Annotated in this window: 21 protein-coding genes, 1 other RNA gene and 1 pseudogene; 8 read left to right on the top strand and 15 right to left on the bottom strand. The window is 42.2% G+C overall.

All coding sequences use genetic code 11. From position 1 onward, the window contains the following. The first annotated feature begins 178 nt into the window (after positions 1-178). Positions 179-2131, top strand: coding sequence for a heavy metal translocating P-type ATPase (locus V7K85_RS16405; RefSeq protein WP_334814687.1), 1953 nt, complete (start codon positions 179-181; stop codon positions 2129-2131). A 611-nt stretch (positions 2132-2742) separates the two neighbouring features. On the opposite strand, the gene V7K85_RS16400 is transcribed toward V7K85_RS16405, so the two are convergent. The 5 genes from V7K85_RS16400 to V7K85_RS16380 form a co-directional block, all read right to left on the bottom strand. Beyond that, a complete protein-coding gene (locus V7K85_RS16400; protein WP_334814686.1) occupies positions 2743-3771 on the bottom strand; it encodes a DUF7453 family protein in 1029 nt (342 codons plus the stop codon). 222 nt (positions 3772-3993) lie between these two features. Continuing rightward, a complete protein-coding gene (locus tag V7K85_RS16395; RefSeq protein ID WP_334814685.1) occupies positions 3994-5610 on the bottom strand; it encodes an efflux RND transporter periplasmic adaptor subunit in 1617 nt (538 codons plus the stop codon). 302 nt (positions 5611-5912) lie between these two features. Continuing rightward, positions 5913-6431 carry a TetR/AcrR family transcriptional regulator gene (locus tag V7K85_RS16390; protein WP_334814684.1) on the bottom strand — a complete coding sequence of 173 codons (519 nt, stop codon included), beginning with the start codon at positions 6429-6431 and terminating at the stop codon, positions 5913-5915. Between the two features lie 484 nt (positions 6432-6915). After that, a complete protein-coding gene (locus tag V7K85_RS16385) occupies positions 6916-8205 on the bottom strand; it encodes a glycosyltransferase family 4 protein (protein WP_334814683.1) in 1290 nt (429 codons plus the stop codon). A 1232-nt stretch (positions 8206-9437) separates the two neighbouring features. Beyond that, a complete protein-coding gene (locus V7K85_RS16380) occupies positions 9438-10028 on the bottom strand; it encodes a PEP-CTERM sorting domain-containing protein (protein WP_334814682.1) in 591 nt (196 codons plus the stop codon). A gap of 495 nt (positions 10029-10523) precedes the next feature. Between V7K85_RS16380 and glyS the strand changes: the two genes are divergently transcribed. Beyond that, complete coding sequence (glyS, locus tag V7K85_RS16375) at positions 10524-12677, top strand: glycine--tRNA ligase subunit beta (protein WP_334814681.1); 2154 nt, start codon at positions 10524-10526, stop codon at positions 12675-12677. 82 nt (positions 12678-12759) lie between these two features. Beyond that, positions 12760-14253 (top strand): UDP-N-acetylmuramoyl-L-alanine--D-glutamate ligase, encoded by a 1494-nt coding sequence (gene murD / locus V7K85_RS16370; RefSeq protein WP_334814680.1) that lies wholly within the window; start codon positions 12760-12762, stop codon positions 14251-14253. Between the two features lie 14 nt (positions 14254-14267). Here the strand turns inward: murD and V7K85_RS16365 are convergent, their stop codons facing one another. Further along, a complete protein-coding gene (locus V7K85_RS16365; protein WP_334814679.1) occupies positions 14268-14492 on the bottom strand; it encodes a type II toxin-antitoxin system HicB family antitoxin in 225 nt (74 codons plus the stop codon). After that, positions 14492-14743 (bottom strand): type II toxin-antitoxin system HicA family toxin, encoded by a 252-nt coding sequence (locus V7K85_RS16360; protein ID WP_334814678.1) that lies wholly within the window; start codon positions 14741-14743, stop codon positions 14492-14494. Before V7K85_RS16360 ends, V7K85_RS16365 begins: the two co-directional genes overlap by 1 nt. A gap of 427 nt (positions 14744-15170) precedes the next feature. On the opposite strand from V7K85_RS16360, the gene argS reads away from it, so the two are divergent. From argS to V7K85_RS16345, 3 genes are all read left to right on the top strand, one after another. Next, a complete protein-coding gene (gene argS / locus V7K85_RS16355; protein ID WP_334814677.1) occupies positions 15171-16934 on the top strand; it encodes an arginine--tRNA ligase in 1764 nt (587 codons plus the stop codon). A gap of 135 nt (positions 16935-17069) precedes the next feature. Beyond that, a complete protein-coding gene (locus V7K85_RS16350; RefSeq protein WP_334814676.1) occupies positions 17070-17633 on the top strand; it encodes a Uma2 family endonuclease in 564 nt (187 codons plus the stop codon). 8 nt (positions 17634-17641) lie between these two features. Beyond that, positions 17642-18151: a cobalamin biosynthesis protein gene (locus tag V7K85_RS16345; protein WP_334814675.1), complete on the top strand. Its 510-nt coding sequence runs from the start codon at positions 17642-17644 to the stop codon at positions 18149-18151. Between the two features lie 5 nt (positions 18152-18156). Here V7K85_RS16345 and V7K85_RS16340 read toward each other — a convergent pair whose 3' ends face one another. From V7K85_RS16340 to V7K85_RS16320, 5 genes are all read right to left on the bottom strand, one after another. After that, positions 18157-18510 (bottom strand): phage holin family protein, encoded by a 354-nt coding sequence (locus V7K85_RS16340; RefSeq protein ID WP_300419014.1) that lies wholly within the window; start codon positions 18508-18510, stop codon positions 18157-18159. Positions 18511-18809: 299 nt separating this feature from the next. Then, complete coding sequence (locus V7K85_RS16335) at positions 18810-18959, bottom strand: hypothetical protein (protein ID WP_334814674.1); 150 nt, start codon at positions 18957-18959, stop codon at positions 18810-18812. Between the two features lie 57 nt (positions 18960-19016). Then, on the bottom strand, positions 19017-20012 hold the full coding sequence (locus tag V7K85_RS16330) for a peptidoglycan-binding domain-containing protein (RefSeq protein ID WP_334814673.1): 996 nt from the start codon (positions 20010-20012) through the stop codon (positions 19017-19019). Between the two features lie 165 nt (positions 20013-20177). After that, positions 20178-21470 carry a M16 family metallopeptidase gene (locus V7K85_RS16325; RefSeq protein ID WP_334814672.1) on the bottom strand — a complete coding sequence of 431 codons (1293 nt, stop codon included), beginning with the start codon at positions 21468-21470 and terminating at the stop codon, positions 20178-20180. 80 nt (positions 21471-21550) lie between these two features. Then, positions 21551-22816 carry a M16 family metallopeptidase gene (locus V7K85_RS16320; RefSeq protein ID WP_334814671.1) on the bottom strand — a complete coding sequence of 422 codons (1266 nt, stop codon included), beginning with the start codon at positions 22814-22816 and terminating at the stop codon, positions 21551-21553. 508 nt (positions 22817-23324) lie between these two features. Between V7K85_RS16320 and V7K85_RS16315 the strand changes: the two are divergent. Beyond that, positions 23325-23660 (top strand): annotated as a pseudogene (locus V7K85_RS16315) (GNAT family N-acetyltransferase); the annotation flags it as partial. Positions 23661-23895: 235 nt separating this feature from the next. Here V7K85_RS16315 and ssrS read toward each other — a convergent pair. The 3 genes from ssrS to V7K85_RS16300 all read right to left on the bottom strand — a co-directional run bounded on the left by ssrS (position 23896) and on the right by V7K85_RS16300 (position 25815). Beyond that, positions 23896-24079: non-coding RNA, 6S RNA (gene ssrS / locus V7K85_RS16310), on the bottom strand. A 60-nt stretch (positions 24080-24139) separates the two neighbouring features. Then, positions 24140-25294, bottom strand: coding sequence for a 5-(carboxyamino)imidazole ribonucleotide synthase (locus V7K85_RS16305; RefSeq protein WP_334814764.1), 1155 nt, complete (start codon positions 25292-25294; stop codon positions 24140-24142). Next, positions 25291-25815, bottom strand: coding sequence for a pentapeptide repeat-containing protein (locus V7K85_RS16300; RefSeq protein WP_334814670.1), 525 nt, complete (start codon positions 25813-25815; stop codon positions 25291-25293). The genes V7K85_RS16305 and V7K85_RS16300 overlap by 4 nt, the downstream gene beginning before the upstream one ends. 730 nt (positions 25816-26545) lie before the next feature. Between V7K85_RS16300 and V7K85_RS16295 the strand changes: the two genes are divergently transcribed. After that, complete coding sequence (locus V7K85_RS16295) at positions 26546-26869, top strand: hypothetical protein (RefSeq protein WP_180277395.1); 324 nt, start codon at positions 26546-26548, stop codon at positions 26867-26869. Positions 26870-26897: the final 28 nt, after the last annotated feature.

The following is a 26897-nucleotide window of genomic DNA, read 5'->3' as shown; positions in this document are numbered from 1 at the left end:
TTGAAAAACGCTCTCAGAAGACAGATAAAAATTCAACTTTGCGTACCTTTGCGCTTCCCTCAGCGCCCCTACCCTGCGGGAAGGCGAAGCGCCTATGCGTTTCAAAATCATTATAAACCTTGACATTAACATTGATGTCAAGGTTTAGCGTGAGAGAGTCCCTGTAAATTCATCTCTCATGCTCTATCCCCAACATTTCAGCCAATTTACCAGAGAACACGCAGATACCGTAGCAGCCCTTTTATGTGGGTTGCTACTATTTCTCGGATGGTTCGCCTTGCATCTTGGCGCTTTAGGATTAGCACTGCTGCTGCTACCTGCTGCTTACGTGATTGGTGGTTACGAAAGTGCGCGGGAGGGATTGACTACTCTTTTCAAAGAAAAAGAACTCGATGTAGATTTGCTGATGATTGTGGCGGCGATTGGTGCTGCTAGTCTCGGCTTATGGCGAAGAGAATATCATCTAATTATTGATGGGGCAATTTTGATTTTGATTTTTGCCATCAGTGGTGCATTAGAAGGCTATGCCATGCAGCGAACTGAGCGGAGTATCCGCAGTTTGATGAGTTTGACACCAGATACAGCACGGGTTTTGTTTCAGGGAAGAGAAGAGGAAGTTCCGATCACTCAGCTAAAAGTGGGTGATGAGATTGTCGTCAAACCCGGAGAGCTAATTCCTACCGATGGGATAATTTTATCTGGTTACAGCACGCTTAATCAAGCTGCAATCACAGGCGAGTCTTTACCTGTAGAGAAAACAGTGGGCGCAGAAGTATTTGCCGGCACACTCAACGGCTATGGTGCATTGCAAATTAAGGTACACAAACCAGCCCAAAGTAGTTTGATTGTGCGTGTGATTCGTTTGGTAGAACAGGCACAGACTGAAGCACCTCCTTCGCAAGAGTTTATTGATCGCTTTGAGAAGGGATATGCCAAAGTAATTGTAGTAGCCGGGATATTACTGGCAACTTTACCGCCATTTCTTTGGGGTTGGGATTGGGAAACGACGATTTATCGCGCTCTTACTTTCCTGGTGGTGGCTTCTCCCTGTGCGCTGATGGCTGCAATTATGCCCACCCTGCTTTCAGGAATCGCTAATGGTGCAAGACAGGGGATTTTGTTTAAGAATGGGGCACAGTTGGAGAAGATTGGCAAAGTCCGAGCGATCGCATTTGATAAAACTGGTACTCTAACAACAGGACAGGTGCAGGTATTTCAGGTAATTTCCGCTAGTGAATACACTCGAACAGATGTATTAAAAGCCGCTGCTAGTGTGGAATCTTCTTCTGAACATCCCATCGGTAAGGCAATTGTACAGGCGGCTGGTGATTTGGATTGGGTTGGTGCAATCCAAGTGCAAGCTATACCTGGACAGGGAATTGTCGGAATCGCTCAAGAACAACAGGTAATTGTGGGGAATGCCGTTTTTGTGCAGCAGTATGTCACAAATTTACCTGAAGAATTGCGAGAAATGGCTCAATCTTTGGAGCAAGAAGGTAAAACTGTGGTTTGGGTAGCGAAGAACCCCACCCCGCAAGCTCTTAGGGGAGCCGGAGCCGGGGTAAGGTGTTTTGAGGTGATGGGTGCGATCGCGATCGCAGATGAAGTAAGAGCGCAAGCAGCCGCAACTATTACCCGCTTAAAGAAACTGGGAATTGAGAAAATTGTCATGTTAACTGGGGATAATCAGGAAACTGCTCATAGTGTCGCTAAAGCAGTAGGAATTGATCGGGTATATGCTCAACTTCTGCCAGAAGATAAGCTGGATGTTATCCGCCGTCTACAGCAACAATATCAAACTGTAGCAATGGTAGGCGATGGTATCAATGATGCACCAGCTTTAGCGCAAGCATCTGTGGGTATAGCGATGGGAGTATCTGGTAGTGATGTGGCATTAGAAACCGCAGATATAGTACTGATGACAGACAGGTTAGAAAAAATTGCCGTGGCGATGCATTTGGGTAGGCTATCGCAAGTCATAGTCAAACAGAATATATTCGTAGCGTTGGGTTTCATTATGTTGCTTTTGGTGGGCAACTTTCTAGGAAATATTAACCTACCCATTGGCGTCATTGGCCATGAAGGTTCCACAGTGTTAGTTACCCTCAGTGGACTAAGATTGCTGAAATAAAACACTCTTCTCTCTTTTCCACCGAAGTTATAATCTAAGGAAGCCTGAGCTTCAGACTTCTCTGTGTGTCTTCTGCGTCTGGAGCGGTTCGTTAAAATTTGAACGCAACGGAGTTCGTAGCTTGATTAATCAGTATCAAAGACTCATTAAAGGAGTTCTGAACCTCATTAATTTAGTATCAAAGACTCGTCAACAGAGTTATGAGTTTAAATTTCTGATGCCGTTGCACTTTTGTCTAACTGTTTAATTAGCTCCATTTGCAGGAGATTCCACTCATTTTCAGAATAGGGTGTGCTAAACCAGGCATCTAAATATTTCTTTAGCGTAGGCGTAGCCCATCGTAGACATCGCTTCTGTAGTAGCACGTAAACTTAATACAAGGATAAATATCTGCTAATCTAAATCGTATAAGTTAGGCTATTTCTTCTAACTGTTGACTTCTGTTTTAGTTTTCCTTTGAGAGTTAAACCAGTGCCTAAAGCGCCAAAAGCTAGTAGAGCGAATGTGGAAGTAGATTCGGGAATTAATTTAGAAACTGGATCGGCACGGAAAACACCCGTGATAGTCTCACCACTGTCATCTATAAGCTCTGCAAAGAAGGGGATTTGACCTTAATTATTAATACTACCACTGAAAAAAAGATTCGTCACAGTGCCGCCTAAAAGAGAGTCTCCGATGCCAATCACCTTATCTGCAATGGGGTCTGGCCCTGTGAAGATGCCGTCGGTAAAAACCTTTTCTGCCCCATCACGTAATGTTGCACTGAAAGCTACTTCATTGTTGTCATTAATTGCGTTACCAATAAATCTACTAAAGGAGCTACTGGTGTCGGCAATAGTGGTAATTGTTTTACCATTGCCTGTAAATATTCCTTCTTTGCCGTCCTCTCGAAAAGCGTCAAATATTACTGTTCCTGTATTGTTAATGCTAAGCTTAACAAATCCACCCAAAAAGAGACTAGTATTATCAGCGATCGTTGTAATTTTGCCATCTTTGCTCGTGAAGACACCTTGTTTTCCATCTTTTAATGTAGCTTGAAAACCCACTACATTAGAGTCATTAATCGCAGGGGGTTGGTCGAAAAACTTAAATAGTCCGCTAGTGTCCACCACAGTTGTCAAAAGCCCACCATTGCCAGTAGCAATAGTATCGCCATTATCAAAGTCCTTTAAAAGACCGAAAACTAATGTGCCACTATGATTCAACGTGTCGGATGATACATTATTGAAAAATAAACCATCGCTTGGTGTAACAACTCTGGTAACGTTATCGCCGTTACTTATATAGAGTCCTTCTGGAGGATAACTATTAATATTTCGGAAGGCTACTGTATCACTATTGTTAATTGCAAGACCATTGATAGCATATGAGTATTGTGGGTACGGTTTGAGTGCAGTAGTAAACGCTCCGCTGCCGTTGCTAGTAAATATGCCTTGACCTGAAGATGTCGTAGCAACAAAAGCTACTGTGCCATTATCGTTGATGGGGCAACCATCGATATTGAAGAAGTCCTTATTATCCCTATTGTTAACGATTGATGTAAAGGTAAAGTTGCTAGCTTGTGCTAAGTGAACGTCTATCGTTACTAAACTTAAGAAAGTACCAGCTATAGCAGCTAAAATTTTTGGAGAACTATTCATGTCAATAATTGCTTTTTTTGACCAAATTACCTGATCAGAAAAGTAGAGATATAGTTTATATTCCGACAGTAGTAAAACGGTGATGTCTCCAACACCGATTCTAGCAGGGTAGCATTCAAATAGCCAAACAAATCAATATTACTAAATCAATTTGACAGTAAACATCATCAGAAAATGGCTAGATAGAAATTTAGCATTGGTAGTTATCGATTGGTAAAAATATTAAAAGCTCCGACTACCCACTTCTTCAGGAGCAGGAGTGATAGGAGCGTTATTGCTTAGGCTGAGAATCCCGGAAACAACAATTTTGTCCCCAGTTTTTAGTCCTTCGATAACTTGATAATTATTTCCCTGAATAACTCCCAATTTCACGGGCTTTTGTTGAGCGACTAAAGATGGCGCTCCAGCTTGAGGCTTTTGTGCCGATGCTTCAGCTTGAGGCTTTTGTGCTGGCGCTTTAGCAGCCACAAACACAAAAGTTTCCCCACCCAAGCGAGATATTGCTGTAACTGGAATTAAAATTCCTGGACGTTCATCCCAGATTACTCTGGTTTGCACTGACTGAAGATTAAGCAGTCGATTTCTCGAATTGCCAAAATTGGCTTTCACCAAAACTGTCTGCGAATCTAAACTAGCATTTGGGGAGATAAAACTCACCTTACCCCTTGCTATGGGTTGGCCTTGGGCGTTCAGCATTTGCACAGGTAAACCCAAGCGCAGCTTTTTGGCTTGATTTAGCGGAATGGATATATTCAGGTCTAAAGAGTCGTTTTTGGTCAATGTGGTGAGTTGATCCCCTTGTCCTACATACTGTCCTACCTTGACTGGGATATTACCAACAATACCTGTGAAAGGAGCTAGGACTTTTGTGTATTGCAGTTGGACTTGAGCCGACTGGACTTCAGCCGCTGCTTGGCTTACTTGCGATCGCCCTTGGGCAATATCTTCTGGGCGGTTGCCGTTCACCTGTTGCCTATAGAATTGTTTCTGTTGTTCTAAGGCAGCACCTAGCTGCTGGATATTAGCAGTTCTGTTTTTGCGGAGTTCCTCTAAGTTTTTCTGGGCTGCAACCACTGCCGCTTCAGCACTAGCTTTGTTTTTGACGTATTCATCTAGGGTATCTTGGGAAGTTGCCCCTTGTTTTGTTAATTCTTCGTATCGCTTTGCTCGTGCTTGTGCTAGTACTAAATCGGATTTGGCGGAATTAACTTGAGCTTCAGCCTGCTGAATTTGCTGTGGTAGCGATCCAGATACGGCATCTTGATATTTTGCTTGGGCCTGATCTAGCTGGGCTTTGGCTTGGAAAACTACTTCTGTTCGAGTCCCTGCTTTGAGTTCGGCAAGATTTGCCTGTGCTTGTTGTAGTGCTGCTTGTTTTTGTCGTAGCAGGGCTTGGGCATCATCACTTTGCAGGCTAATAATGACTTGCCCTTGTTGAACACGGTTGCCCTCTTGGATGAAAATCTCGGTAACTCGCCCTCCAACCTGTGGCTTGATTGGTACAGAGAGTGATGCCTCTAAGGAGCCAATAAACTCCGAACTTTCCTGCACAGTTTCATTTTGCACTGTTGCTAGCTTGACGGGAATTGCCATAGGTTGACCAGCACCTGCTCCAGCACCATCGGGTGCATTCCTAGCATTACTAGTTTGCCACCAGCGCCAACCAAAACCAACACCTGCAATTAACAAGATAATTCCCAACACCAAAGGCCAACGCCGCTTTCGAGGTGGCTTAGGCGATCGCTTTGGCAATGGTTGCGACTCTTGACTAGAATCAGTAACAGCAGGCTGTTCTATTTCAACCGGAAGGTGAGAGTCAGGGAACTCAGAATGGGACATCTTTATTTTCTCGTCTTGTGGATTTAAACTTGGGCAATCTACTCTTCGCTAAAAAAGCATTATTTGAATAGTTTGTTAGCCCTTTTTTCTCTATGTTGGTGACAAATATATTCTTTGGGTATTTGGGCGATCGTTGACGATATCCAGCACCTTAAACGAATAAATATCGTTCACCACACTATGGTTAATTTGTATATTGCCTAACTCCTATAAATTATTTATAAGTGTAATTTATGAAACTTAATTAATAAGTATAAACCCTTAACAATGGCTCAGAGATCAAGCACACTTAAATGTCAGGTTTATCTTGTTGCAGGCGAATCAACTGAAACTCCAGCCTCCTTCAATGGCAAACTGCTAATACCGCGTACAAATAAATTCACACAAGTTTCAATGTAGCATTCACGACTATAGCCTAGTGTAGTAGGTGTATCGCTAAAACGCAGCCTTCTGTACACAACTAGTTGTTCGGGCAGCGATTTGTCAGTATCGTATAAGATCAGACGGGCGGCTTGGGGATGTCGCTTTGCTTCTCCAATAAATATCCGAATTAGGTCTTCATGCTCCTCCATCATCTGGTTGCAAAGCCTTAGATCATTCTTGAGGTCAATGTATAGGTTTTGAGTCCAGTTGTCGTGATCAGCTAAGGCTTGGGCCTGTAAAGCGATCGCTTCAGTAATCACAGCAGCTAGTAGTTGCTCTTTGTTCTGGAAATGACGATATAAAGTTACCTCATTGACCGCAGCAACACGAGCAATTTCTCGCGTTGTAGCTCCGGTTAAACCTGCCGTTGCAAACACCTTAGTTGCTGAATTGATCAAGCGTGCACGAGTTTGTGCCCTCCTTGATCCTAAGTTTTATCTGAGAGTTTGCAAGCGCTTGCTTACATCTGTAAGTGTTTGACTGCATTATAACCACATAGGGGAAAATATTGGTATAAGGTACAAATGAGTTTATCGCTCTTAAGTTATAGTGAATACTGATCTTAGGGAAGAAAAAGGCATGGAGCGATGCCTTTTCTACAAGACGCTACGCGTAGCTTGCTTCCCCATAGGGGTACGGCGGGCTACGCTTACGCTGATTAATTCAGCTTTATTAATCAAGGTTGCGAGTTTCATTGAGTTATCCTCACCAAGAACGACGTGCAATCAATCAGTGTACTCTAGAGTCCTATTTTTCAGCAGTCTTAACTTCCTACACTTAGGTCACCCGATCGGTTGATTTTTAACTCACCCGAATGGGTGATTTAATTTATCCTAATCAGGGTTGTGGATGTGTAGCCGAGCCAGCAATCCCTAATCTCCTTCAACCATCTACAACTGATTTTTTAGAATCCAATTTTGGTAAAATACCCACAGTTGATTTTCGGTTAGCAACAATATGAGAAAAGAGCCACTCATACCGATCAAGTGCTTGCTCCAAGGAATAGTTTTCTTCGGCAAACTGTCTTCCTGTGTTACCTAGCCTCGCCCCGAGAGTAGGATTAGCATATAAATCATGCACCGCAGCAGCCATTGCATCAGGTGATTCTGGCTCAACAATTATCCCACCACCACTAAGTTGGATTGCTTTAGCAGCAGTACCAGTGGCGGGAACTGAACCCACAATCGGGCGACCACTTGCCAACAGCAGTGGTATTTTTGAAGGCATATTGAACGAAATCACATTGCGCTTTTGCACAATCAGCCCTACATCAGATGCTGCTAGCATTTCGGGTAGTTTGTCTCGCGACTGCAACGGTAGCAGCAAAACATTATCTGCACCATTTAATAAACAATATTCTTGCAACCTTTGCAATGCTCTTGATTCGCCAACGATGACAAAGACAATCTCCCTGATATGACGCAAGCAAACTGCTGCTTCTATTACTGTTTCTAAACCTTGCGTTAGAGCAATGTTGCCTGAATAAAGTACTACAAATTTACCATCCAGTTGATGGCTAGATATCCAGGCGTTGTTCTCTTTTGGTAAAGGGCGGATGAAATTTACATTCACCCAATTGGGAATACAAACGATTTTATTTACAGGTACTCCTTTATTGACTAAATTCTCACGAAACCCATCAGCGATGACACTAATAGTGTGTGCAGTCCGATATGCAAATTTCTCTAGGGCTGCAAGAGTTCGGATCATCCACTTGTTTTTCAATAGCCCAATACGCACGGCAGCTTCTGGTAGAATATCCTGCACATTCAGAACTACTGGGCAGTTGTATAACCAACCAAATATTGTTGCTGGTAACGTACCGAATAGAGGCGGAACTGTTAAGATAATCACATCGGGGCGTCCGCCTTTAAAGGCTTGGGGTAAGCTGGTAAAAACAAAGCTTAACTCCAGCAACAGCCGATCTAAGAGGTTAGGTTTAGACTTAATTCGGAGGTAACTTCGTTGAATGGTGACACCATTTTTTTGTTCAGTAAGGAACCATTTACCCCGATACTCATCGTAAATCTCACGCTGAGGATAGTTGGGCATTCCGGTAATCACCCGCACTTGGTGACCTCGCTTTACTAGTCCTTCTGCCAATTCAGTCATTAAGGGAGCAATTCCAATCGGCTCTGGATGATAATTGTAGGAATAGATCAGAATGTGCATGAGCTATTTGTGAATTTCGTGAAGACAGCCTCAGATGAGCGGATTTATTGCTAATTCCAGTAGGCGCTGCTACTTTTATTACTTAATTTAGGTTATGAGCAGGTCATGATTTTTTGAAACCACAATTGCAATCAAGACTGTTTAAGACTTTTTAAGGTGAATTTTAAGAGTGATCAATTATTAATTATTAGTTATCAGTTACCAATTACCAGTGTTCACTGATAACTGTTGACTAATTTAAGTCTCTTAGCATACGCATAACAAGTTTTCACTAATTTGAAGAAGAATTCAGAATCAATATAGTAGAGAATTCAGCGGAAAGTCAAAGCTGCGGCTGACGCCGATTTAAACTTTCCACTCTAGATTCGCTACTATCCTAGAAAGTGACGCTCCTACGTCGCTAACGCTGTACTAACAGATGCCTGCGGCAAGCAACAAAGCTTATATGAAGGAAGCCTCCGCTCTGACTTGGCGCTAATTGTAGACCACCAAATTTTCAATTTGGTGGGGGACTTAAACCCGTTTATTCATCCGTCAGTCACACATAATACAAGCAAGATAATTCTGGCTACTGACTCCTGAATTCTATTTTGTTAAGAGTGAATCTAATGCTTAAATTTAGACTTAAGGGATTGTAGCATTATATTTCATCTCGTGCATGAAACCCACATTCCAGCTTCTAAAGTGGCACATGAAGTATTTTTAAGCAAGTCATCAGTATTGAATTTATTAGTGAGCATCCCACTTTTTTGAGTAGTTCAAAGGCACTAACTATTCAATACTAGCGTCCTGCGTAGCTTCGGATTTGAAGCTGTTAGCAAAGAAAAAAACTGCGATGCATCACAACATCACCTTGCCAGTTAAACTTGAAATCAACAGCTTTCACTGGGCTGTAGCCACCAGCAGCGATGCCTGCGGCGGTCACTGAGCTTGTCGTACCACTTCCCTACGGGACGCTCCGCGAACGTGGAAGCAAGCTACGCGCAGCGTCTAGTAGAGAAGTGCGGGCTACACCTATGCAACAGTAAAAATAGCACTGATTGCTGTGGTAAGGGCGATTTTGGCGAAAATCTTTTTCATTGTCATGACTCGAATACTTATGTCAATAAGTATTCGAGCGATCGCCAACCGATAGGTTAAATGATAAACTCACCAGTTCATTGAACTATTGGGGCTAGAATAGAGATCTATTAAACTAAATTTGGCAACCTCTGACTAGGAAGCCCTACTTTCTAACAAGAGGCTTGCTTTTTCTTCAGAGTTGAACCTACACCCAACATCCCAAATGCCAGTAAACCCAGGATAGAAGCAGGTTCAGGGACTTTAGCTACGTTAAAATAACCAGAATTTTGATCTAATATTGTTGAGTTTCCTTGTTGATCGATATCCTGAAGTAATTGCAAAGAGTCGCCACCCGTTCCAGAAAAGAAGTATTCTCCCATTGCACCCGTTCCTCCTCCTATATCTATGGAATCAAACAATGTCTGAGTGGAAGTATCAAAGTTGAAAACGAAGAAATCAGATTGTGACACCCCACCACTAACGGTGTTATAAGTTCCCAGAAGATTTTTAGATGGGTCTAAGAAGGAGACATTCAAGGATTGTAAAAAATTGGTCGTTCCACTACCACTTTCTGAAATAATTTTCGGTGCTGTAGCCTGGTCGTAGCTGAATGAACCTATTGCAGAATAACCAGCATTACCTTGCCAGTTAAAGTTTAAATCAATAGCTTGAGCTGGGTTGTTAGCACCAGCAGCGATCGCAACACTAAGAGCAGCACTGGTTGCTGTGATCGTGGCGATTTTGGCGAAAATATTTTTCATGGTCATAACTCCAAAGTTGATTGACATCATGCAGATATCAATTTATAAACAGAACTAACTTTACGATAAAAATATGTATAAGTAAATACTGCATGAAACTACGGAAGGAAATGTAATAAATCAATGAAGAAAAACACTTTTTTTGTGAAGTTTTTCATAAAATGCCAAGTCTATCTAACAAACCTAAGCTCGACTTTATCGATTTTAGAGATGTATGTGGCAAGGCTTACTAAGTGATTTTCCAGCTTGGTCAACTGTTTACGATTATTTCTGGAGGTGGAGCAAAGATGCTACATACATAGTTAAAGATTCACGAGAAACATCCAAGCTGTAGTACCGCAAGGCGGAAGTCAAAAGTATTATGGAATAAGCTCTTTAGGGCTTTTCAATGGTCTGCTTATTTACGCCGTGCTGTACTAGTTACCTAAAAATCACGAGCGATCGCCAGATAATAACTGATAAAGTTGAGCTACGCAAAGTTGAAAACAGTGTCTTATGCCTGGGTTTCTATTAGAAGTTGGTACAGAAGAACTACCTGCAAGTTTTCTCAGTGATGCTTTAGTGCAATGGCAGGAACGCATTCCCCAAAGCCTGGAAGCAAACAGCCTCAGGGGCGAAAGTGTCCAGGTGTACGGTACTCCCCGGCGGCTGGCGGTAGTGATTAAAGGTCTACCATCTCAGCAACCAGACCGAGAAGAAGAAATTAAAGGGCCCCCCGCCCAAGCCGCCTTTAAAGATGGTCAGCCGACAGCAGCAGCAGCAGGCTTTGCCAAAAAGCAAGGCGTGGAATTGGATGCGCTGTTTGTTCGCCCCACTGACAAAGGGGAATTTGTCTTTGTGCAAAAAAGATTTCCCGGTCGTCCTGTGGCGGAAATTTTGACAGAACTTGTCCCCCAATGGATTTGGGGTTTAGAAGGTAAGCGGTTGATGCGTTGGGGGAATGGGGATGCGAGGTTTTCCCGACCAATTCGTTGGCTGGTAGCTTTGTTAGATCAAACGGTGCTACCCCTAGAATTAGTGAATGGTTCTAAAACAATTCAGAGCGATCGCATTTCCCAAGGTCATCGTGTCTTGCATCCTGAACCTGTGACAATTGCCCAAGCTACTGATTATGTTACCGCCCTCAAGTCTGCTTATGTCACCGTTGACCCAGAAGAACGGGCAAATCTGATTAAAAAGCAAGTAAATGCAGTAACAAAGAATTTAGGCGGGTATACAGTAATTTACCCCGATTTGTTAGAAGAAGTAACTAACCTTGTAGAACATCCTTCCACAGTTGTCGGTAAATTTGAACCAGAATTTTTGGAATTACCGACTGAGGTAATTACTGAAGTTATGGTTACTCATCAGCGTTATTTTCCTGTATTCAAACCAGATAGTTTTGAGCAAGAATTATTGCCCAATTTCATCACCATTTCTAACGGTGATCCCAAAAAATCAGATATTGTTGCTGTAGGGAATGAAAGGGTAATTCGTGCCAGATTAGCTGATGGCAGATTTTTCTACGAAGCTGATTTAACTAAGCCTTTAGAAAGCTTTTTACCACAGTTAGAAAAAGTCACTTTTCAAGAAGAATTGGGTTCGGTGCGTGCCAAGGTAGATAGAGTAGTCAAGATTGCCGAGCGAATAACCACTCAATTAGAATTAGAACAAGACCAAAGCCAAAGAATCCAACGTGCTGCTTTATTATGTAAAGCAGATTTGGTTACCCAAATGGTCTATGAATTCCCAGAATTGCAAGGTATTATGGGAGAAAAATATGCCTTAGCCAGTGGTGAAGATGCCGAAGTAGCAAAGGCAATTTTTCAACATTATTTGCCAACGGGAGCGGGTGACATTTTACCCGCAACACTCACGGGTCAAATTGTCGGTTTGGCAGATAGATTAGATACTTTAGTGAGTATCTTTGGTTTAGGTTTAATTCCCTCCGGTTCCTCTGATCCCTTCGCCTTGCGTCGTGCTGCCAATGCTGTAGTTAAAATTACTTGGTTTTATAATTTACCCATAAAACTAGATGATTTATTGGCACAAATAGCCACAGACTTTGCAGCAACATATCACAAAGATCAGGCATCATTAACCGCAGCATTACAAGAGTTTTTCTTACAACGCATCCGCACTTTACTGCAAGAAGAAAAGCAGATTGATTACGATTTGGTAAATGCAGTTTTGGGAGAAAATGACCCAGAATACACAGAACGGACGTTAAAGGATTTATTGGATGTACGCGATCGCGCCTTATATCTACAACAAATCCGCAACGATAGTACCTTAGATAACATCTACGAAACTGTTAACCGTTCCACACGATTAGCCGCGCAAGGTGATTTGGATACAAAACAGCTAGAACCGACAGCCGTAATTCGTAAAGAATTATTCCAAAAGCCCTCTGAAGAAGCTTTGTATAATGCCCTAATCGAATCAGTACCCCAAACTCAAGCAGCACAGCAGACACGAAATTATCAACTGTTAGTAGAAGCATTAACAAAAATTGCTCCGACAGTTAGTAACTTTTTTGATGGCCCAGATAGCGTTTTAGTTATGGACTCCGATCCAGAAGTTAAGCGTAATCGATTATATCTGCTGGGATTAGTTCGCAATAATGCCCGTGTTTTAGCTGATTTTGGCGCGATCGTCAAAAATCTGTAGCGTAGGTCAACAAAAAATTGTGTAATTTTTGCCAATAGACGCTACTATAGGGAGTGCTTAACCAGGGACTCTGCTGCAATCTATGCCTAGAGCTACTGTAATTGGATTAGGAAAGTCCGGTGTTGCTGCGGCAAGATTGTTGAAACGGGAAGGTTGGGAGGTAGAGCTAAGTGATGGCAACACCTCCGAAACCCTCCTACAACAACAACAACAACTTGCTGCCGAGCAAATAACCGTTAAACTTGGCCAATCCCTAGAATTGAATGGTGGTAATTTACCCCAATTAATAGTCGTTAGTCCTGGCGTGCCTTGGGATATTCCTGTATTAGTTGAGGCACGCCAATTAGGTATTGAAACCATTGGGGAAATGGAACTCGCTTGGCGAAATTTGCGATGGCTACCTTGGGTAGGAATTACTGGCACTAACGGCAAAACTACTACCACAGCTTTAATTGCTGCCATTTTCCAAGCAGCAAAATTAAATGCACCCGCGTGTGGTAATATTGGCTACGCCGCTTGTGAAGTCGCCCTATCTTACAGGACAGGGACAGAAACTCCAATCCAAAATCCAAGTTGCGCTGGAAGCGCACCAAAGGTGCGACCTAAAATCCAAAATTGTATTGATTGGGTGATTGCAGAAATTAGCAGCTATCAAGTAGAATCTTCAAGTACTCTTGCACCACGTATCGGTGTTTGGACGACTTTCACACCCGATCATCTAAGTCGCCATCAGACTTTAGAAAACTATTACAACATCAAAGCCAAGTTGTTGCGTCAGTCCGAGTTGCAAGTGTTCAATGGCGATGATGCCCACTTGAGTAAGCTAGGTCTAAGTGCTTGGCGTCATGCCTATTGGACAAGTGTGAGAGGAAAAGATTTTTTGATTAGCGAAAAAGGCTTTTACATCGAAGACGACTGGGTTGTGGAAAAATTAACTGCAACCTCTGCACCAGAACCGATTGTGAAAGTATCTACTTTGCGGATGGTGGGAGAGCATAATCAGCAAAATCTCTTGATGGCAGTAGCAACGGCAAGATTAGCCAGAATTAATCGTGATGCGATCGCGCGTGCGATTCGAGAATTTCCTGGCGTTGCCCATCGTTTGGAGCATATCTGCAATTGGGAAGGTATTGATTTCATTAACGATAGCAAAGCCACCAATTACGATGCTGCGGAAGTTGGTTTAGCATCCGTGAAAAGTCCAGCGATTTTAATTGCTGGTGGAGAAGCTAAAGCAGGTGATGATACTGCTTGGCTAGCAAAAATTCACTCCCAAGCTGCTGTCGTTTTATTGATTGGCTCTGCTGCGCCAGCGTTTGCCAAACGTCTCCAAGAGGTGGGTTATTATTCATACCATATTGTGGAAACTATGGAAAGGGCAGTCCCCAGAGCGGCGGAATTAGCCAAGGAGTATCAAGCGCCTGTGGTGTTGCTATCTCCGGCTTGTGCGAGTTTTGACCAGTATCCGAATTTTGAGGTGCGGGGCGATCGTTTCCGTCAATTGTGCCTGGCTTGGGCGGGAGGAGAGAAACTGCAACACCCGATTCTTTCATCCTCCCTGCATAGTGCTAATTAAGTGATTTTCTATAATCATGTTTTGATGTAGTTTGCAACTTCAACCTCATGAGCGATGCTTGTAGGTTTAGGAATAGGTAAACCATCTTCTAGCATTCCTTGTAGATGAAATTCAATAGCTTCTGCAATCATCTGCTTAACTTCTTCTAAAGTTTCACCCACAGCTATACAACCTGGTAAATCAAGGACATAAGCGCCGTAGCTAGTTTCTCCCTTTTCAATCACAACTGTATAATGCATCAGTCTTCCTCCAATTGAGCTTGTCTCCAGATATTTTTAAGAGTACTAATTGGCACATTTACATTTGGCTTACCAGACACTGTTACAGTACTGGGTTTATCTGAATGTTTGAACTGTCGATGACTACCTTTGGTTCTAGCAAGATACCAACCATCAGCTTCTAGTTGTTTAATGACTTCGCGTACTTTTATGGTAATACTTATCTGTAGAGTCGAAATTTCTGTTACAGATATCGCTAATTGAGAAGTCAAAAGTCAATCAGATTTCCTATTTTCGGGAAATTTCCTCATTTAGGGAATATTTTATAGGGTGCGTTACACTTCGTTAACGCACCTTTCTACTGCAAACGCAGCCCAATCAAACCGTTGGGGCAGTTGAGTTTTTAGCGATGCCTGTGATAGTTTAGAAATAAATTGGCTCGAAAACGCTTCAAGGTAAGTCGCCAGCGTTAAAACTTTGTTGTTTTTACAACAAAGTTATTATTGATGTCTAGCGACCCCGTGGCGGATGAAGACTTGAAAGTGCAAAATATGGTGAGCTAGGCGCAGTTTTGCAAAAAAGATACTTTTGCAAGCAGCGTGTTGATTTTTTATCCCTCTTCAGAATCTCCAGATCTCTAAAGTGAATAATCAAGCTTTTCCAGAGCTACATTCCCTCTCTCACAGATAAAATTTATATATGAACGCTACACAAGAAAAACTAAAAGTTCAGCTTGAACAGGCTTTAGTCGCGGCTTTTGGCGCTGACTTCGCTGGAGTAGATCCAATTTTGGTTCCTGCTAGCAATCCTAAATTTGGTGATTATCAGGCGAATGTGGCTTTATCCCTGAGTAAAAAGTTAGGAAAGCAACCAAGAGCGATCGCAGCTGCGATCGTTGAGAAACTAGATGTATCCGAAGTCTGCGAACTGCCCCAAATCGCTGGGCCAGGATTTATTAATCTGAAACTGAAAACGGCATACCTGCAAGCACAACTGAACGAAATTCAAGCTGATCCCAGACTGGGAGTTCCAGCCGCGAAAATGCCAAGAAAAGAAATTGTGGATTTTTCCAGTCCGAATATTGCTAAAGAAATGCACGTCGGACACTTGCGTTCTACGATTATTGGTGATTCCATCGCCCGGATTTTAGAATTCCAAGGACACGATGTGCTGCGGTTAAATCATGTGGGTGATTGGGGTACGCAGTTTGGGATGTTAATCGCCTATCTCCGGGAAGTCTACCCAGACGCGCTTACCACCGCTAATGCTTTAGATATTGGTGATTTAGTCTCTTTTTACCGCAAAGCCAAACTGCGGTTTGATACAGATGAGGCTTTTCAACAAACAGCACGGCAAGAAGTCGTCAGATTACAAGCAGGTACAGAGGATACAATCCATGCTTGGAAACTGCTGTGCGAACAGTCGCGGCAGGAATTTCAAATAATTTATGACTTGCTGGATGTCCAGATAATTGAACGCGGGGAATCTTTTTATAACCCTTTATTATCTGGCGTTGTAGAAGATTTAGAAAAATCTGGATTACTGGTAGAAAATCAAGGGGCAAAATGCGTTTTTTTGGAAGGATTTACAAATAGAGAAGGTGAACCTTTGCCCTTAATTGTGCAGAAATCAGATGGTGGTTATAATTACGCCACTACGGATTTAGCATCCCTACGCTACCGAATTCAGCAGGATGAAGGAAAGCGGATAATTTATGTAACAGATGCTGGACAAGGAAACCACTTTGCTCAAATTTTCCAGGTTGCACGCAAAGCCGGATGGATTCCCGATGATGTGGAATTAGTGCATGTTCCCTTTGGGTTGGTATTAGGAGAAGATGGTAAAAAACTCAAAACTCGTTCTGGGGATACTGTGCGGTTGCGGGATTTATTAGATGAAGCTGTTTCTCGTGCCCATGCAGACCTAAAAACTAGATTACAAGAAGAAGAACGCCAAGAAACTAAAGAATTCATTAATGAAGTTGCTAGAGTAGTTGGGATCAGTGCAGTTAAGTATGCAGACTTAAGCCAAAATCGCACCAGTAACTACATCTTCAGCTACGACAAAATGCTGGATTTTAAAGGTAATACTGCGCCCTATATGCTATATGCTTATGCGCGGATTCAGGGGATTAGCCGCAAGGGTGATATTAACTTTGAGGAGTTGGGAAACAATGCCGTCCTATTGCAGCATGAAACAGAATTAGCACTGGCAAAATATTTACTTCAACTGGATGAAGTTATTAGTAGTGTAGAGCAAGATTTGCTGCCTAATCGTTTGTGTGAGTATTTGTATGAACTGAGTAAAAAGTTTAATCAATTTTATGACCGCAATCAGGGAGTTCAGGTGTTGGATGCACAGGAACCGCAGCGAACATCTCGCTTGGTTTTATGTGATTTGACTGCTAGAACCCTGAAGTTTGGACTATCTTTGTTGGGAATTCAGGTATTGGAGAGAATGTAATATTTTTTTAACGTAAAGGTACGCTGAGGTAACGCAAAGGTACGCAGAGTAAGAGTTAAGTTAATTTCTTCTTGGTGTCCTTTGTGTGCTTTGCGGTTCGTTAATCATAATTTTTGGACTTGGAGGCGATCGCAAATGGTACGGACACCATCAAAAAACATAACTTTGGCAGAGTTTCTAATATTACCGGAAACTAAGCCTGCTAGTGAATACATCGATGGCCAAATTATTGAGAAACCTATGGCACAGGGAGAACATAGCACTATTCAGGGTGAACTAATTATTTTTATTAATGCTGTCTTGAAACCCCAAAAAGTTGCACGAGCATATCCAGAACTGCGGTGTACATTTGGTGGCAGATCAATTGTCCCGGATGTAGCAGTATTTACTTGGGAGAGAATACCTCGCAAAGAAAATGGCAGGGTAGCAAATTTATTTTCAGCAGTTCCCGATTGGACTATCGAGATTCTATCGCCTGACCAAAGACAAACGAAAGTTACAAAAAATATTCTACATTGCCTGAATTATGAAACACAAATGGGTTGGCTGATTGATCCAGAAGAACAAACGGTATTTGTGTACATCCGCAATCAACAGCCAATTATGTTGGATGAACTACAAGCTTTACTGCCTGTGCCAGATTTTGCAAGTGAGTTGCAGCTGACAGTAGGAGATTTATTTGGTTGGCTGTTGGAGTAAACCCAAGCATGTCAAACCCTGACGAATTGAATGAGGAAATAGACCAAGTGCAACCGATTTTATGGGTTGGAATCGGTTGTAAACGGGGAACCTCATGGCAGTTGATTGATCAGGCAATTAGGCAAATATTTCGAGAGCATCAACTTTTTCAAAGTGCGATCGCAGGTATTGCTACCATTGACACTAAAGCTTCGGAAGTTGGTTTAGTAGAACTTTGTCGCCTACGCAGTTTGCCCTTAAAAACCTTTTCTGCCCAAATCCTCCGCTCTGTCTGTGTCCCCAACCCTACCACAATTACTGACCACAAAGTAGGTACACCGAGCGTAGCAGAGGCAGCTGCTATTCTTGCAGCCGCTCAACTCAGATCGTTGACTGTTTTCCCCTTTACAAGCATAGAGGAATTGCGGCTGAGGTTCTTAGTTCCTAAACGAATTTTTCAGGTACAAGGGCAACCAGGAGCGGTAACGCTAGCTGTTGCCCAAGCCTCAAATATGATCAGTACTACAGAACTTCACTAATTTTTCTAGTCAACAACTCTCAACAAATAGTTAATTATGCTAGAAACAATAGCTAGCACAATTGAACCTAATAAAGCAGGTAAAAAGCCCTGAATCTCAAAACCATAACCAGGAGTTAGGGCACTTGCCAGCCAAAGGGTTAAGGCATTGATCACTAATGTAAATAAACCAAAGGTGAGTAAGGTAATCGGAAACGTCAAAATCTGCAAAATTGGTCTAATAAATGCATTAACCAAACCAATAACAAGGGCAGCGACCAAGGCAGTCACAAAATTCTTGATAAAGAATCCCGGAACGATATTAGCAGTAAGAAATAACGCCACCGCACTACCGAGCCAAGTTAATAAAAAGTGTTGCATAAGTTTTTTTAGAGGAATTAGCAGTAAGTTGAATTAATTTCACTATTGGCAGTTGTGATCTGTAATACTATCAGGTGTCGTTGTGCTTGACTCCTAAAGTTGCTATCATCTTTTGTCAGCCAAAAAGCAATGTAATTTTTCAGTGCTGGCATAGAGAGATACTTCTAATCGGTATATCTTTATCGTATTGCAGGATGTACCGGATTAAATTCATAAAAAATGCTGGGAAGCACAAAACTCCTACAGAGGTTTCTCGAAGTTGAAAAACCTCTGTACCTTGGGGATTTCCAAGAAATAAGTTATTCAGTTTTGTCGGGTAAAGAGAAGTCTGTAGACGCTTCTGCGGTGAGGGGGTCACAGTCTTCTCTACGAGAAGCGGTAGCGACAGTGCGTAGCGTCTTGCGATCGCGTAGGGTGGCTCGGTTTCCGACATCAGAACTTCGGAGCATGTTGCCCACACCTTTGGTTACAGGCAAAAAAGACGCTGGCTATGCTCCCTAGTACTCCTAACGCCGCAAAAGAACCTCCCAGGTAGAGCCACCAACTACACCGTCAGCTTCTAAACCATAACGCTTTTGTGCAGCTTTCACAGCTGTCTCGGTTGTGACGCCAAAGTCTCCATCGGCATCGCCTTTCAAGAAACCAAGCTTTTTCAGTTGTTCTTGCAACTTAACAACTTCAGAACCACGTAACCCCATACGCAAAATTGGCAATCCTTCTGAGGTGTATTGAATACCAGGGGTTCGCTTAGTAGTTGTGTTTGACTGACTTTGAGTAGTTGATCTAGTACGATTCGGTGTTTTCTGTGTGCTTGAAGTTGTTGCTTTTCTTGGGGTAGCAGGTTTTGGCTCAGGGCTGGTCGCAACTTGTCTTACAGCTTTTTTTGGGGTAGCAGGTTTTGGCTTAGGGCTGGTCGCAACTTGTCTTACAGCTTGTCTTGGGGGGGTGGAGTTGGGATTTGCAACGTTGGTGACATTGCTAGGCTGGGTTGGAACCGGAAAATTCGTGGCTGAGTTAAATCTTGGCTGGGATGAAGGGATGGTTGATGCTACTATCGGTTCTTTTGGAAAAAGTCGTTGCCAAGTGCTGGCATCAACAATGCCATCTGGATTCAAGCCAGCTGCTTGTTTAAACCGGGCAACAGCACTGGCCGTATTTTCACTATATGTACCATCTACGGCACCAGAGTAAAAACCCAAAAGTTTCAGAGCTGCCTGAAGTTCAGACACGCGTTCGCCTTGGCTACCAACTTTCAGGATAGGGCGGTTGATGCTATCTCCAGGATTTATTTGGGCAATTTTTTGTGGTGCGGCTATTGATACTACAGAAGAGAAGGCAATCAGCAGAGGTGTTGTGGAGAACAAGAGCATTTCAATGGCTGATAAAGATTTAGACCTCTTTGGCCACCAACCCTTTTGCCGTTTTTCCATTCTACAGCGATTTACAGTTGGGTCTAGTAATTTTAAGTAACTCAAAATACTTGCTGTCAGGCTGCTTTGCATGGAATTTACTCCCAGAATATTCTCATGCTAATAGTACAGCCGCTTGGTCTAAAAAACAGCTGTATTTACGATGTCTTCAACGGGCGTAGCTGCGGCACATAATAATATGCTTTGCTTCAGAGCTCCTCTCTAACCCTGATAAAAAAGGAAGGAATTAGAGCAAGCCTATGCGTAGGCTCCGCCCGTCGTAGACATCGCTTGATTAATTGCTTCTTCTTGACCAACCAAAGACAAGTAAGGTGATTTTAAATACTTACAAGCTGCGGCGATCGCATCTTTGGCACTTACAGCCGCAATCAATTCTTGGAACTTTGTGTCAAAATCAATTCCTAAGCCTAAAATTTCATACCAGCCATATATTTGAGCAATTTGCCCGTTCGTTTGTTTACCCAAAGCGTACTGCCCCAAAATCTTGTTTTTAGCAGCTTGGAGTGCGCTTTCGGATACTTCCTCGGTACACAATAAATCTACTTCTGTACGCAGTACCTCTAAAGCAATGCTGGTATTTTCCGGTGCTGTACCCATGTAAACTACAAACGATGCTGGAAATAGCCTTGTGGAGTAAAAGGCAGATACTTCGTAAGCTAAACCTCGCTTTTCCCGCAATTCCACAAACAAGCGACTAGAAAGCCCATTTCCCAAGTAGGTACACAGCAACTTCAGTGGGGCGTAGTCAGGATAACTCACCGATGTTCCCAAATAACCAAGCATCACGATTGATTGTTGTGTCTGTAATGGCTTCAGCCTTACCTGCGGTTCCACCTTAATCTCAGATAAATTCAGTATTGGCGGTGCTTGCGCTGGCGCTTGCCAATCACCAAAAACTTCTTCCACCAACGCCACTGCATCTGTAGATGTGACTCTACCAGCAATACTAATTACTAGATTATCTGGACGGAAATAAGTCTGGTGATACTCCACTAAATCCGCACGAGTTAAGCGGCTCATGGTAGTTTCATCTCCCAGCACTGACATAGCATAGGGATGATTTTGGTACATTACCTGCCGCATTTGTTCAAAGGCGACGGTGAACGGTTGCTCTTTTTGGGAGCGAATATCTTGGAGTGCTAGACGCCGTTCTAGTTCCACTTGAGTTTCGGGAAAAGTAGGCGATCGCAAAATCCGCCCTGCCAATGTTAAAATTTCCCCAAAATCGGATGTTACCGTTTTGAAAGATAGCAAAAAATAATCAGTACTGGCATCTGCACTCAAACTCGCCCCTACAGACTCGACAATTTCGGCAATTTCCAAACTAGAAAGTCCATCGCATCCCTTTGTCATCACTGCTGATAGTAAATGTGCCAACCCTGCTTGCTCCCGGTTTTCCTGACAACTACCGGCACGCACAAAGATTCGCGCCGCAGTAATGTCCGCAGCCGGGTTTTCTGCCACCAGCACTACAATCCCATTGTTCAATACGGTGCGATGGATAGGCGATTTTTGCAGCAAGGTTGTCATTTGTCATTTGTCCTTTGTCATTTGTCATTTGTCATTTGTCATTTGTCATTTGTCTTTGGTTAATGACTAATGACTAATGACTAACAGGGCTTAAGTACAGTAACCGCGTAATTCTCTGGGGAGAGATACTGTTTAGCTAATTTTTGCAGTTCTTGGGCATCAAAAGACTGAATCTGCTGAGGATATGTCACAGCTAATTCAGCTTGGGCGATGGTATTGTAATATCCATAAAGCCCTGTAAGTTGATTTGGCGTTTCCGTAGAAAAGGCATACTCATTACATAGCAGCCTGCGTGTACGAGCAAGTTCCTGTTCACTAATTCCTGTAGTCTGCAAATCATCCAAATGAGCGCAAATTAAAGACTCAACTTCCTCCAAATTTTCTGGTTCCAACCAGGCACTAATTGTAAATAAACTCGATTCCCGTTGTAGAGAAAAACTACTGTAAATCCCCTGTACCAATTGCAAATTTTCTCGTAAATCACGTACTAAACGCGAAGTCCGCCCTTCTGCCAATAACACTGACAATAAATCTAAACCAAAGCCAGCGCGGATTTCTTCTACTCCAGGAACCAGCCACGCCATCAATAATCGCGCTTGTTCTATGCGTGGTAAATACAGTTCTTGACGATGAATACCTGTTATTACTGGCTTCGCCACTTTCTCAAACTGCGGACAATTCGAGCGTTCGGCAAAATCAGCAAATGAATGATTTACCATTTCCCAAGCTGGTTGCTGGGCTATACCTCCTGCAATTACCACCGTCATGTTTTCCGGCTGATAGTGAGTGCGGTGAAAACAGCGCATTGCTTCTGGCGATTGCTGCATCAGTTCTTGCTCAGTACCCAGCACCGAACGTCCATAAGGGTGATGCGGATAGATGCTTTGAATCAGCGCTTGAAAGCCTATCCAGTCAGAATCGTCCTGACAAGAGCGAATTTCTTCTAGCACCACGTCTCGTTCCCGGCTAAATTCATCTTCAGGAATTGCCGCATTGAGCAATATTTCTCCTAAATACGGTAGAGTATCTTTTAAATAAGGGGCAGCTGTGGTAAGGGAATAATGAGCATAATCATAGCTTGTCGCCGCATTACTCACGCCTCCTCGGTTTTCAACTTTGGAATCGAACATTCCAGGGGGTAGCGTCGCTGTACCTTTAAAAATCATGTGTTCTAAAAAGTGCGCCATGCCAAACCACGGTTCTGGCTCTAGGCTTGCTCCAGCACGCACCCAAACATCTGCCACAACTACAGGAGTAGTGGGAATTTCTTGATGAATAAACGTTAAACCACTGTCTAGTCGGAAGATCGAGGCTGGAAATACTGTATTAGTTAGTTGCTGTGACAATTTTCTGTAGCTTTAACCACAATTTTAGATAATTTTGTCATCTTAACTCTGAACGATACCTAATTTAGAATCAAGTTATACAGATTTTGTTTTTATCAGCAAGTATTGCTAAATTTAAGTCCTTTGTAGTGGATGCACAGATGTGCATTTGTGTCAAATTAAGGCGGAAACGTTTGTTGACAAAGATATAAGATACCCCAACCCCCTTAAAAAATATGACTGTTTCATTCTATCAGAGAGGGATTTTTTCAAGAGTATGAGCGAGAATTTCCGATAAAATTTAATTGAATATTCAATTAAATGAGCTTACCTTGAGATAAGACAAATGCAGATAAATAATCAGACTTTAGGAAATTTCATAACCATCATACAAACAAAAGACATCCAAAACTTTATTCCTCTTTTAAAGGAGTTAGAATTTGGAGATAAATTTACTTTATCAGTACTTCGTTGGTGTAGAATTAAAGAACGTCAGAAAACTCTCGCTTTTTGACAAGTTTATTTAGCAACCCTGGAAACAGAAACTATAGGTGTTATGGGTCTTTACCAGAGGGTGAATAACTCTCCCAATATTGTATGGGTCGGATGGTTTGGTTTACGTCCTAAATACCGACAGCAAGGGCTAGGAACAGTGATGATGAATCTATTAAAAAAATATGCATTAGAATTTGGATTTAAGCAGCTTTGGGTATTTACTAATACTAATAATTTTGCAGCCCTATCCTTTTATGAAAAAGCTGGATTTATTAAATTGGGTTCTGCTGAAGAAATTTGTCCAGATAAAACATATAAGTTGTCAGATATAATTTTCAAATATGAATTGGAAGAAGCTCATGAACAGTAGTAAAAGTTCAGGAGGTAGGGGTAGGAATATCTTCTTTTTAGACTGGGTTTTATACTATGATTAATTTGTACAGTACGTAAGTCGTAAATTAATAAAAATAGCCAAAATACTTAATTTGCGTCGGTTAAAACTTTTTGTTTTCTAGTTTTAAATTTATGATTTTTCCCATAAGCTTTACTGATTTAAACAATTAAAGCTCCTAAGTTCTAATTGAACTTTAGGAGCTAATAATTTTAAGTTCACCGCGACGCCGTTTTACCTAAGTTTATGACCTGGGTTTATCCAGGTGGGAACCTAAATTCCTCGTTTAAAGTTTCCGGGTACATGCCCGGTATACTGCCACGAGAACAGTTGACTCCCTTGTCATTAAAGGCATAGATCAAAAAACTTGATGGCAGTCACCAACGTCGTAGTGCAACTCACTCATTATAGCTTTTCAAAAGATGTTGTGTGTTGAACATCGAAAGTTTCTGAAAAATTTACCTGGGATACCAGATGGATTCTATAATGTGGGCGATGGCGATCGCTTGCTCTCTATTTTGATTATCCAGCAAAATGGTAACATGTCCCAACTTCCGCCCAGGACGTGATTCGCTCTTCCCATACCAGTGAAGGTGCGCCTGGGGAATCTCTGCTATTTGTTGACACTGGCTTTGGTAGTCGCTGTGAGAATTTTCATACCCCAAAAGGTTGACCATCACAGCACCAGCGCACTGCAAAGCTGGATTTCCTAAAGGTAAACCACAAACAGCTCTCAGGTGTTGCTCAAACTGAGAAGTTTCACAGGCGTCAAGGGAAAAATGCCCAGAGTTGTGAGTACGGGGCGCAATTTCATTTACCAGGATTTTGCCATCAGCACTGATAAATAGCTCAATTCCAAAAATTCCCACTACTTCTAGGCTATTTAATAGAGTATGTGCGATCGCTTCGATTTCTGCTAGTTGATTGGGCGTAATCTGGGCTGGCGCAATCACCCGCCGACACACTTGTTGTTCTTGTTGGGTTTCTACCACTGGATAAGTTACAATTTCTCCCTCTACAGAACGAGCTGCAATTATTGCTAGTTCTCTTTGAAAAGGGACAAATTCTTCTAACAAGAAAAGTGATTGATTTAAAGTTTTTGTTGTAGTTTCATAACTTAGCTTTTGCTCTAAAGTAGCAAAATCCGGAATGATGAAAGTACCCTGACCGTCATAACCGTGGCGTCGAGACTTAAGGACTGCTGGAAAACCTAGATATTCTATTTTTGATTTGAGATTTTCCGTCTGGTCAAGGGCGAAAAATTGAGGAACTGGTAATCCTAAATCGCTTAAATAGCAGCGCTGATGATATTTATCTAAAAGAGGAGCTAAAGCTTTTAATCTGGGACGGAAACAAGCACCTTGCTGTGCTAAAAGAGATAAAGCTTGCAGGTTAACAAATTCGTTTTCAAAGGTGATGACATCACATTTTTTAGCTAATATCTCTGTAGCACTGGCGTCATCTACCGGAGCGAAAACGATTTCCTGAGCAATTGACACAGCCGGGTCGTGTTCACTAGGAGTTTGTATTACTAATTCTACTCCTAGCTTTTGTGCTGCATCCGCCATCATCCAGGCAAGTTGTCCCCCACCAATTACACCAACACGTTTCATTGACATCCTAGAGAATCACGAGTTTGCACGCCTGTTTTGGAATTTACACCACTGGCTTTACCGCACAGTTCTTTGATTTGCGCCCTATCCAAAATTGCATCAGTAAAATCTGCACCGTCTATATTCACATCATTAAAGATGGCGCGGAGCAAAAGAGCTTCTTTAAAAACTGCATCGCTCAAATCTGCCTTAGTCAAGTTTACCTGATCAACCATTGCATTAGTTAAATCCGCTCCGTGGAGATTTGCTTTTGTCATCACCGAAGCACTCATGACTGCTCCTCGCAAATCAGCATTTGCAAAGTTAGCCAGTTCCATATTGGCGTTAGAAAACTCCGCAGCTTGCAAACTATCACCAGAAAAATCACGTCTTGACAACTCTGCATTGCTAAATGACAGTGGATGAGTCCAGTCTACTGCCAGTGCGGGATCAGCCACGCACCAGATAATAATCCCTAGAAGGAACGCCAACCCTTGCCGCCAAAATATATCGAGAGCCAATTTGGTGTCTAATCGCTGCATTTAAGCTTACCGCATTTGAATATTAGCAAGACTGGCTTATCCTAATTGAGACTCGCAGCCTTGCTACTGGACTTGGGGGATGTGTATTTCCCTTGCTTAATATTTTGTAACGCAAAAAGGGCAAACGCTTTTCACCTTAGCAAAATTATCCCTGCGACTTTAGGTAGACGACAATCTAGGAGCGATCGCACTCAATATATCAAGAAAGTTATTACCAACTACTGATGCCAATGACTAAGTAGGAGTTACTTTTGACCTCAGGCAAGCTTTAGCAGAACATAGCAAAGAGCAGAACCTATCGCTCTTGATAAAGGTCAAACTTGAAATTTCCAATTCTAAAGGAATAGTTTAGCCGGATAAAACAATGTCTACGACGGGCTATGCCTACGCTTGTTGATTTTTTAACAATTCTTCATTTTTAGATTTGAATTTCAGGATATAAAAAGTTTTATTGAGCAGTAATACTCACCGAATTATTTACAATTCTTGACTTTCAATTTTTCAAGTAAAGTTTATTGTCTTTTTAAAGTAACCAGCCACTATCGACTGCTAATCTTTTAATTAATGAAAGCAAGGATTGAGCCTAACTATATGTGTCTCAACTGCTTAACAAAGCTTAAAATTTTGATAATTAGCGTTAATTTTATAGCGGTTAGTTAGTTCTTCAGGAATCTCCAAGAGTTTACATTAACCAAGTACACAACTTCCACAAACCGAACTCTGAAAGCCGATGATGAATCACTACTCACTTCAATGGATTGAGGCATGGTGCCAAGAAAATGGCTGGACAGATTTATTTGTCGAGCGACGTAACAACTTCTGGGCTTTTCCTCCGGGTGGGGTAATGCCAGAACCAATCCCAGTTCATGTTCTCAGATTAATTAAAGCTGAAAAGGGATTGACTTTTGAAGAACGATTGTGGTCGATGTCCGCAGTAATTGGCACAATCCTAGCTGTTCTTTTTACCTTTTGGTTTCAGTCGCCGATGCCATTAGTTTTAGCTTTTGCTTTTAACGCCGTTACGGTGGCTCAATTTGAACTTGAAGATGCCTAAATTATTATTTTGGGCTGTGCAATTAAAA

Source organism: Nostoc sp. (assembly GCF_036917615.1).
Lineage (GTDB): Bacteria > Cyanobacteriota > Cyanobacteriia > Cyanobacteriales > Nostocaceae > Nostoc.
The sequence above is the reverse complement of the archived record's forward strand: the minus strand, read 5'-3'. Positions and strand labels throughout refer to the sequence as shown.

Coding starts and splice junctions, on each gene's coding strand:
- V7K85_RS16405 (WP_334814687.1), top strand. CDS start 179: ATGCTCTATCCCCAACATTTCAGCCAATTTACCAGAGAACACGCAGAT.
- V7K85_RS16400 (WP_334814686.1), bottom strand. CDS start 3,771: ATGAATAGTTCTCCAAAAATTTTAGCTGCTATAGCTGGTACTTTCTTA.
- V7K85_RS16395 (WP_334814685.1), bottom strand. CDS start 5,610: ATGTCCCATTCTGAGTTCCCTGACTCTCACCTTCCGGTTGAAATAGAA.
- V7K85_RS16385 (WP_334814683.1), bottom strand. CDS start 8,205: ATGCACATTCTGATCTATTCCTACAATTATCATCCAGAGCCGATTGGA.
- V7K85_RS16380 (WP_334814682.1), bottom strand. CDS start 10,028: ATGAAAAATATTTTCGCCAAAATCGCCACGATCACAGCAACCAGTGCT.
- glyS (WP_334814681.1), top strand. CDS start 10,524: ATGCCTGGGTTTCTATTAGAAGTTGGTACAGAAGAACTACCTGCAAGT.
- murD (WP_334814680.1), top strand. CDS start 12,760: ATGCCTAGAGCTACTGTAATTGGATTAGGAAAGTCCGGTGTTGCTGCG.
- V7K85_RS16365 (WP_334814679.1), bottom strand. CDS start 14,492: ATGCATTATACAGTTGTGATTGAAAAGGGAGAAACTAGCTACGGCGCT.
- argS (WP_334814677.1), top strand. CDS start 15,171: ATGAACGCTACACAAGAAAAACTAAAAGTTCAGCTTGAACAGGCTTTA.
- V7K85_RS16350 (WP_334814676.1), top strand. CDS start 17,070: ATGGTACGGACACCATCAAAAAACATAACTTTGGCAGAGTTTCTAATA.
- V7K85_RS16345 (WP_334814675.1), top strand. CDS start 17,642: ATGTCAAACCCTGACGAATTGAATGAGGAAATAGACCAAGTGCAACCG.
- V7K85_RS16340 (WP_300419014.1), bottom strand. CDS start 18,510: ATGCAACACTTTTTATTAACTTGGCTCGGTAGTGCGGTGGCGTTATTT.
- V7K85_RS16335 (WP_334814674.1), bottom strand. CDS start 18,959: ATGCTCCGAAGTTCTGATGTCGGAAACCGAGCCACCCTACGCGATCGC.
- V7K85_RS16330 (WP_334814673.1), bottom strand. CDS start 20,012: ATGCAAAGCAGCCTGACAGCAAGTATTTTGAGTTACTTAAAATTACTA.
- V7K85_RS16325 (WP_334814672.1), bottom strand. CDS start 21,470: ATGACAACCTTGCTGCAAAAATCGCCTATCCATCGCACCGTATTGAAC.
- V7K85_RS16305 (WP_334814764.1), bottom strand. CDS start 25,294: ATGAAACGTGTTGGTGTAATTGGTGGGGGACAACTTGCCTGGATGATG.
- V7K85_RS16300 (WP_334814670.1), bottom strand. CDS start 25,815: ATGCAGCGATTAGACACCAAATTGGCTCTCGATATATTTTGGCGGCAA.
- V7K85_RS16295 (WP_180277395.1), top strand. CDS start 26,546: ATGATGAATCACTACTCACTTCAATGGATTGAGGCATGGTGCCAAGAA.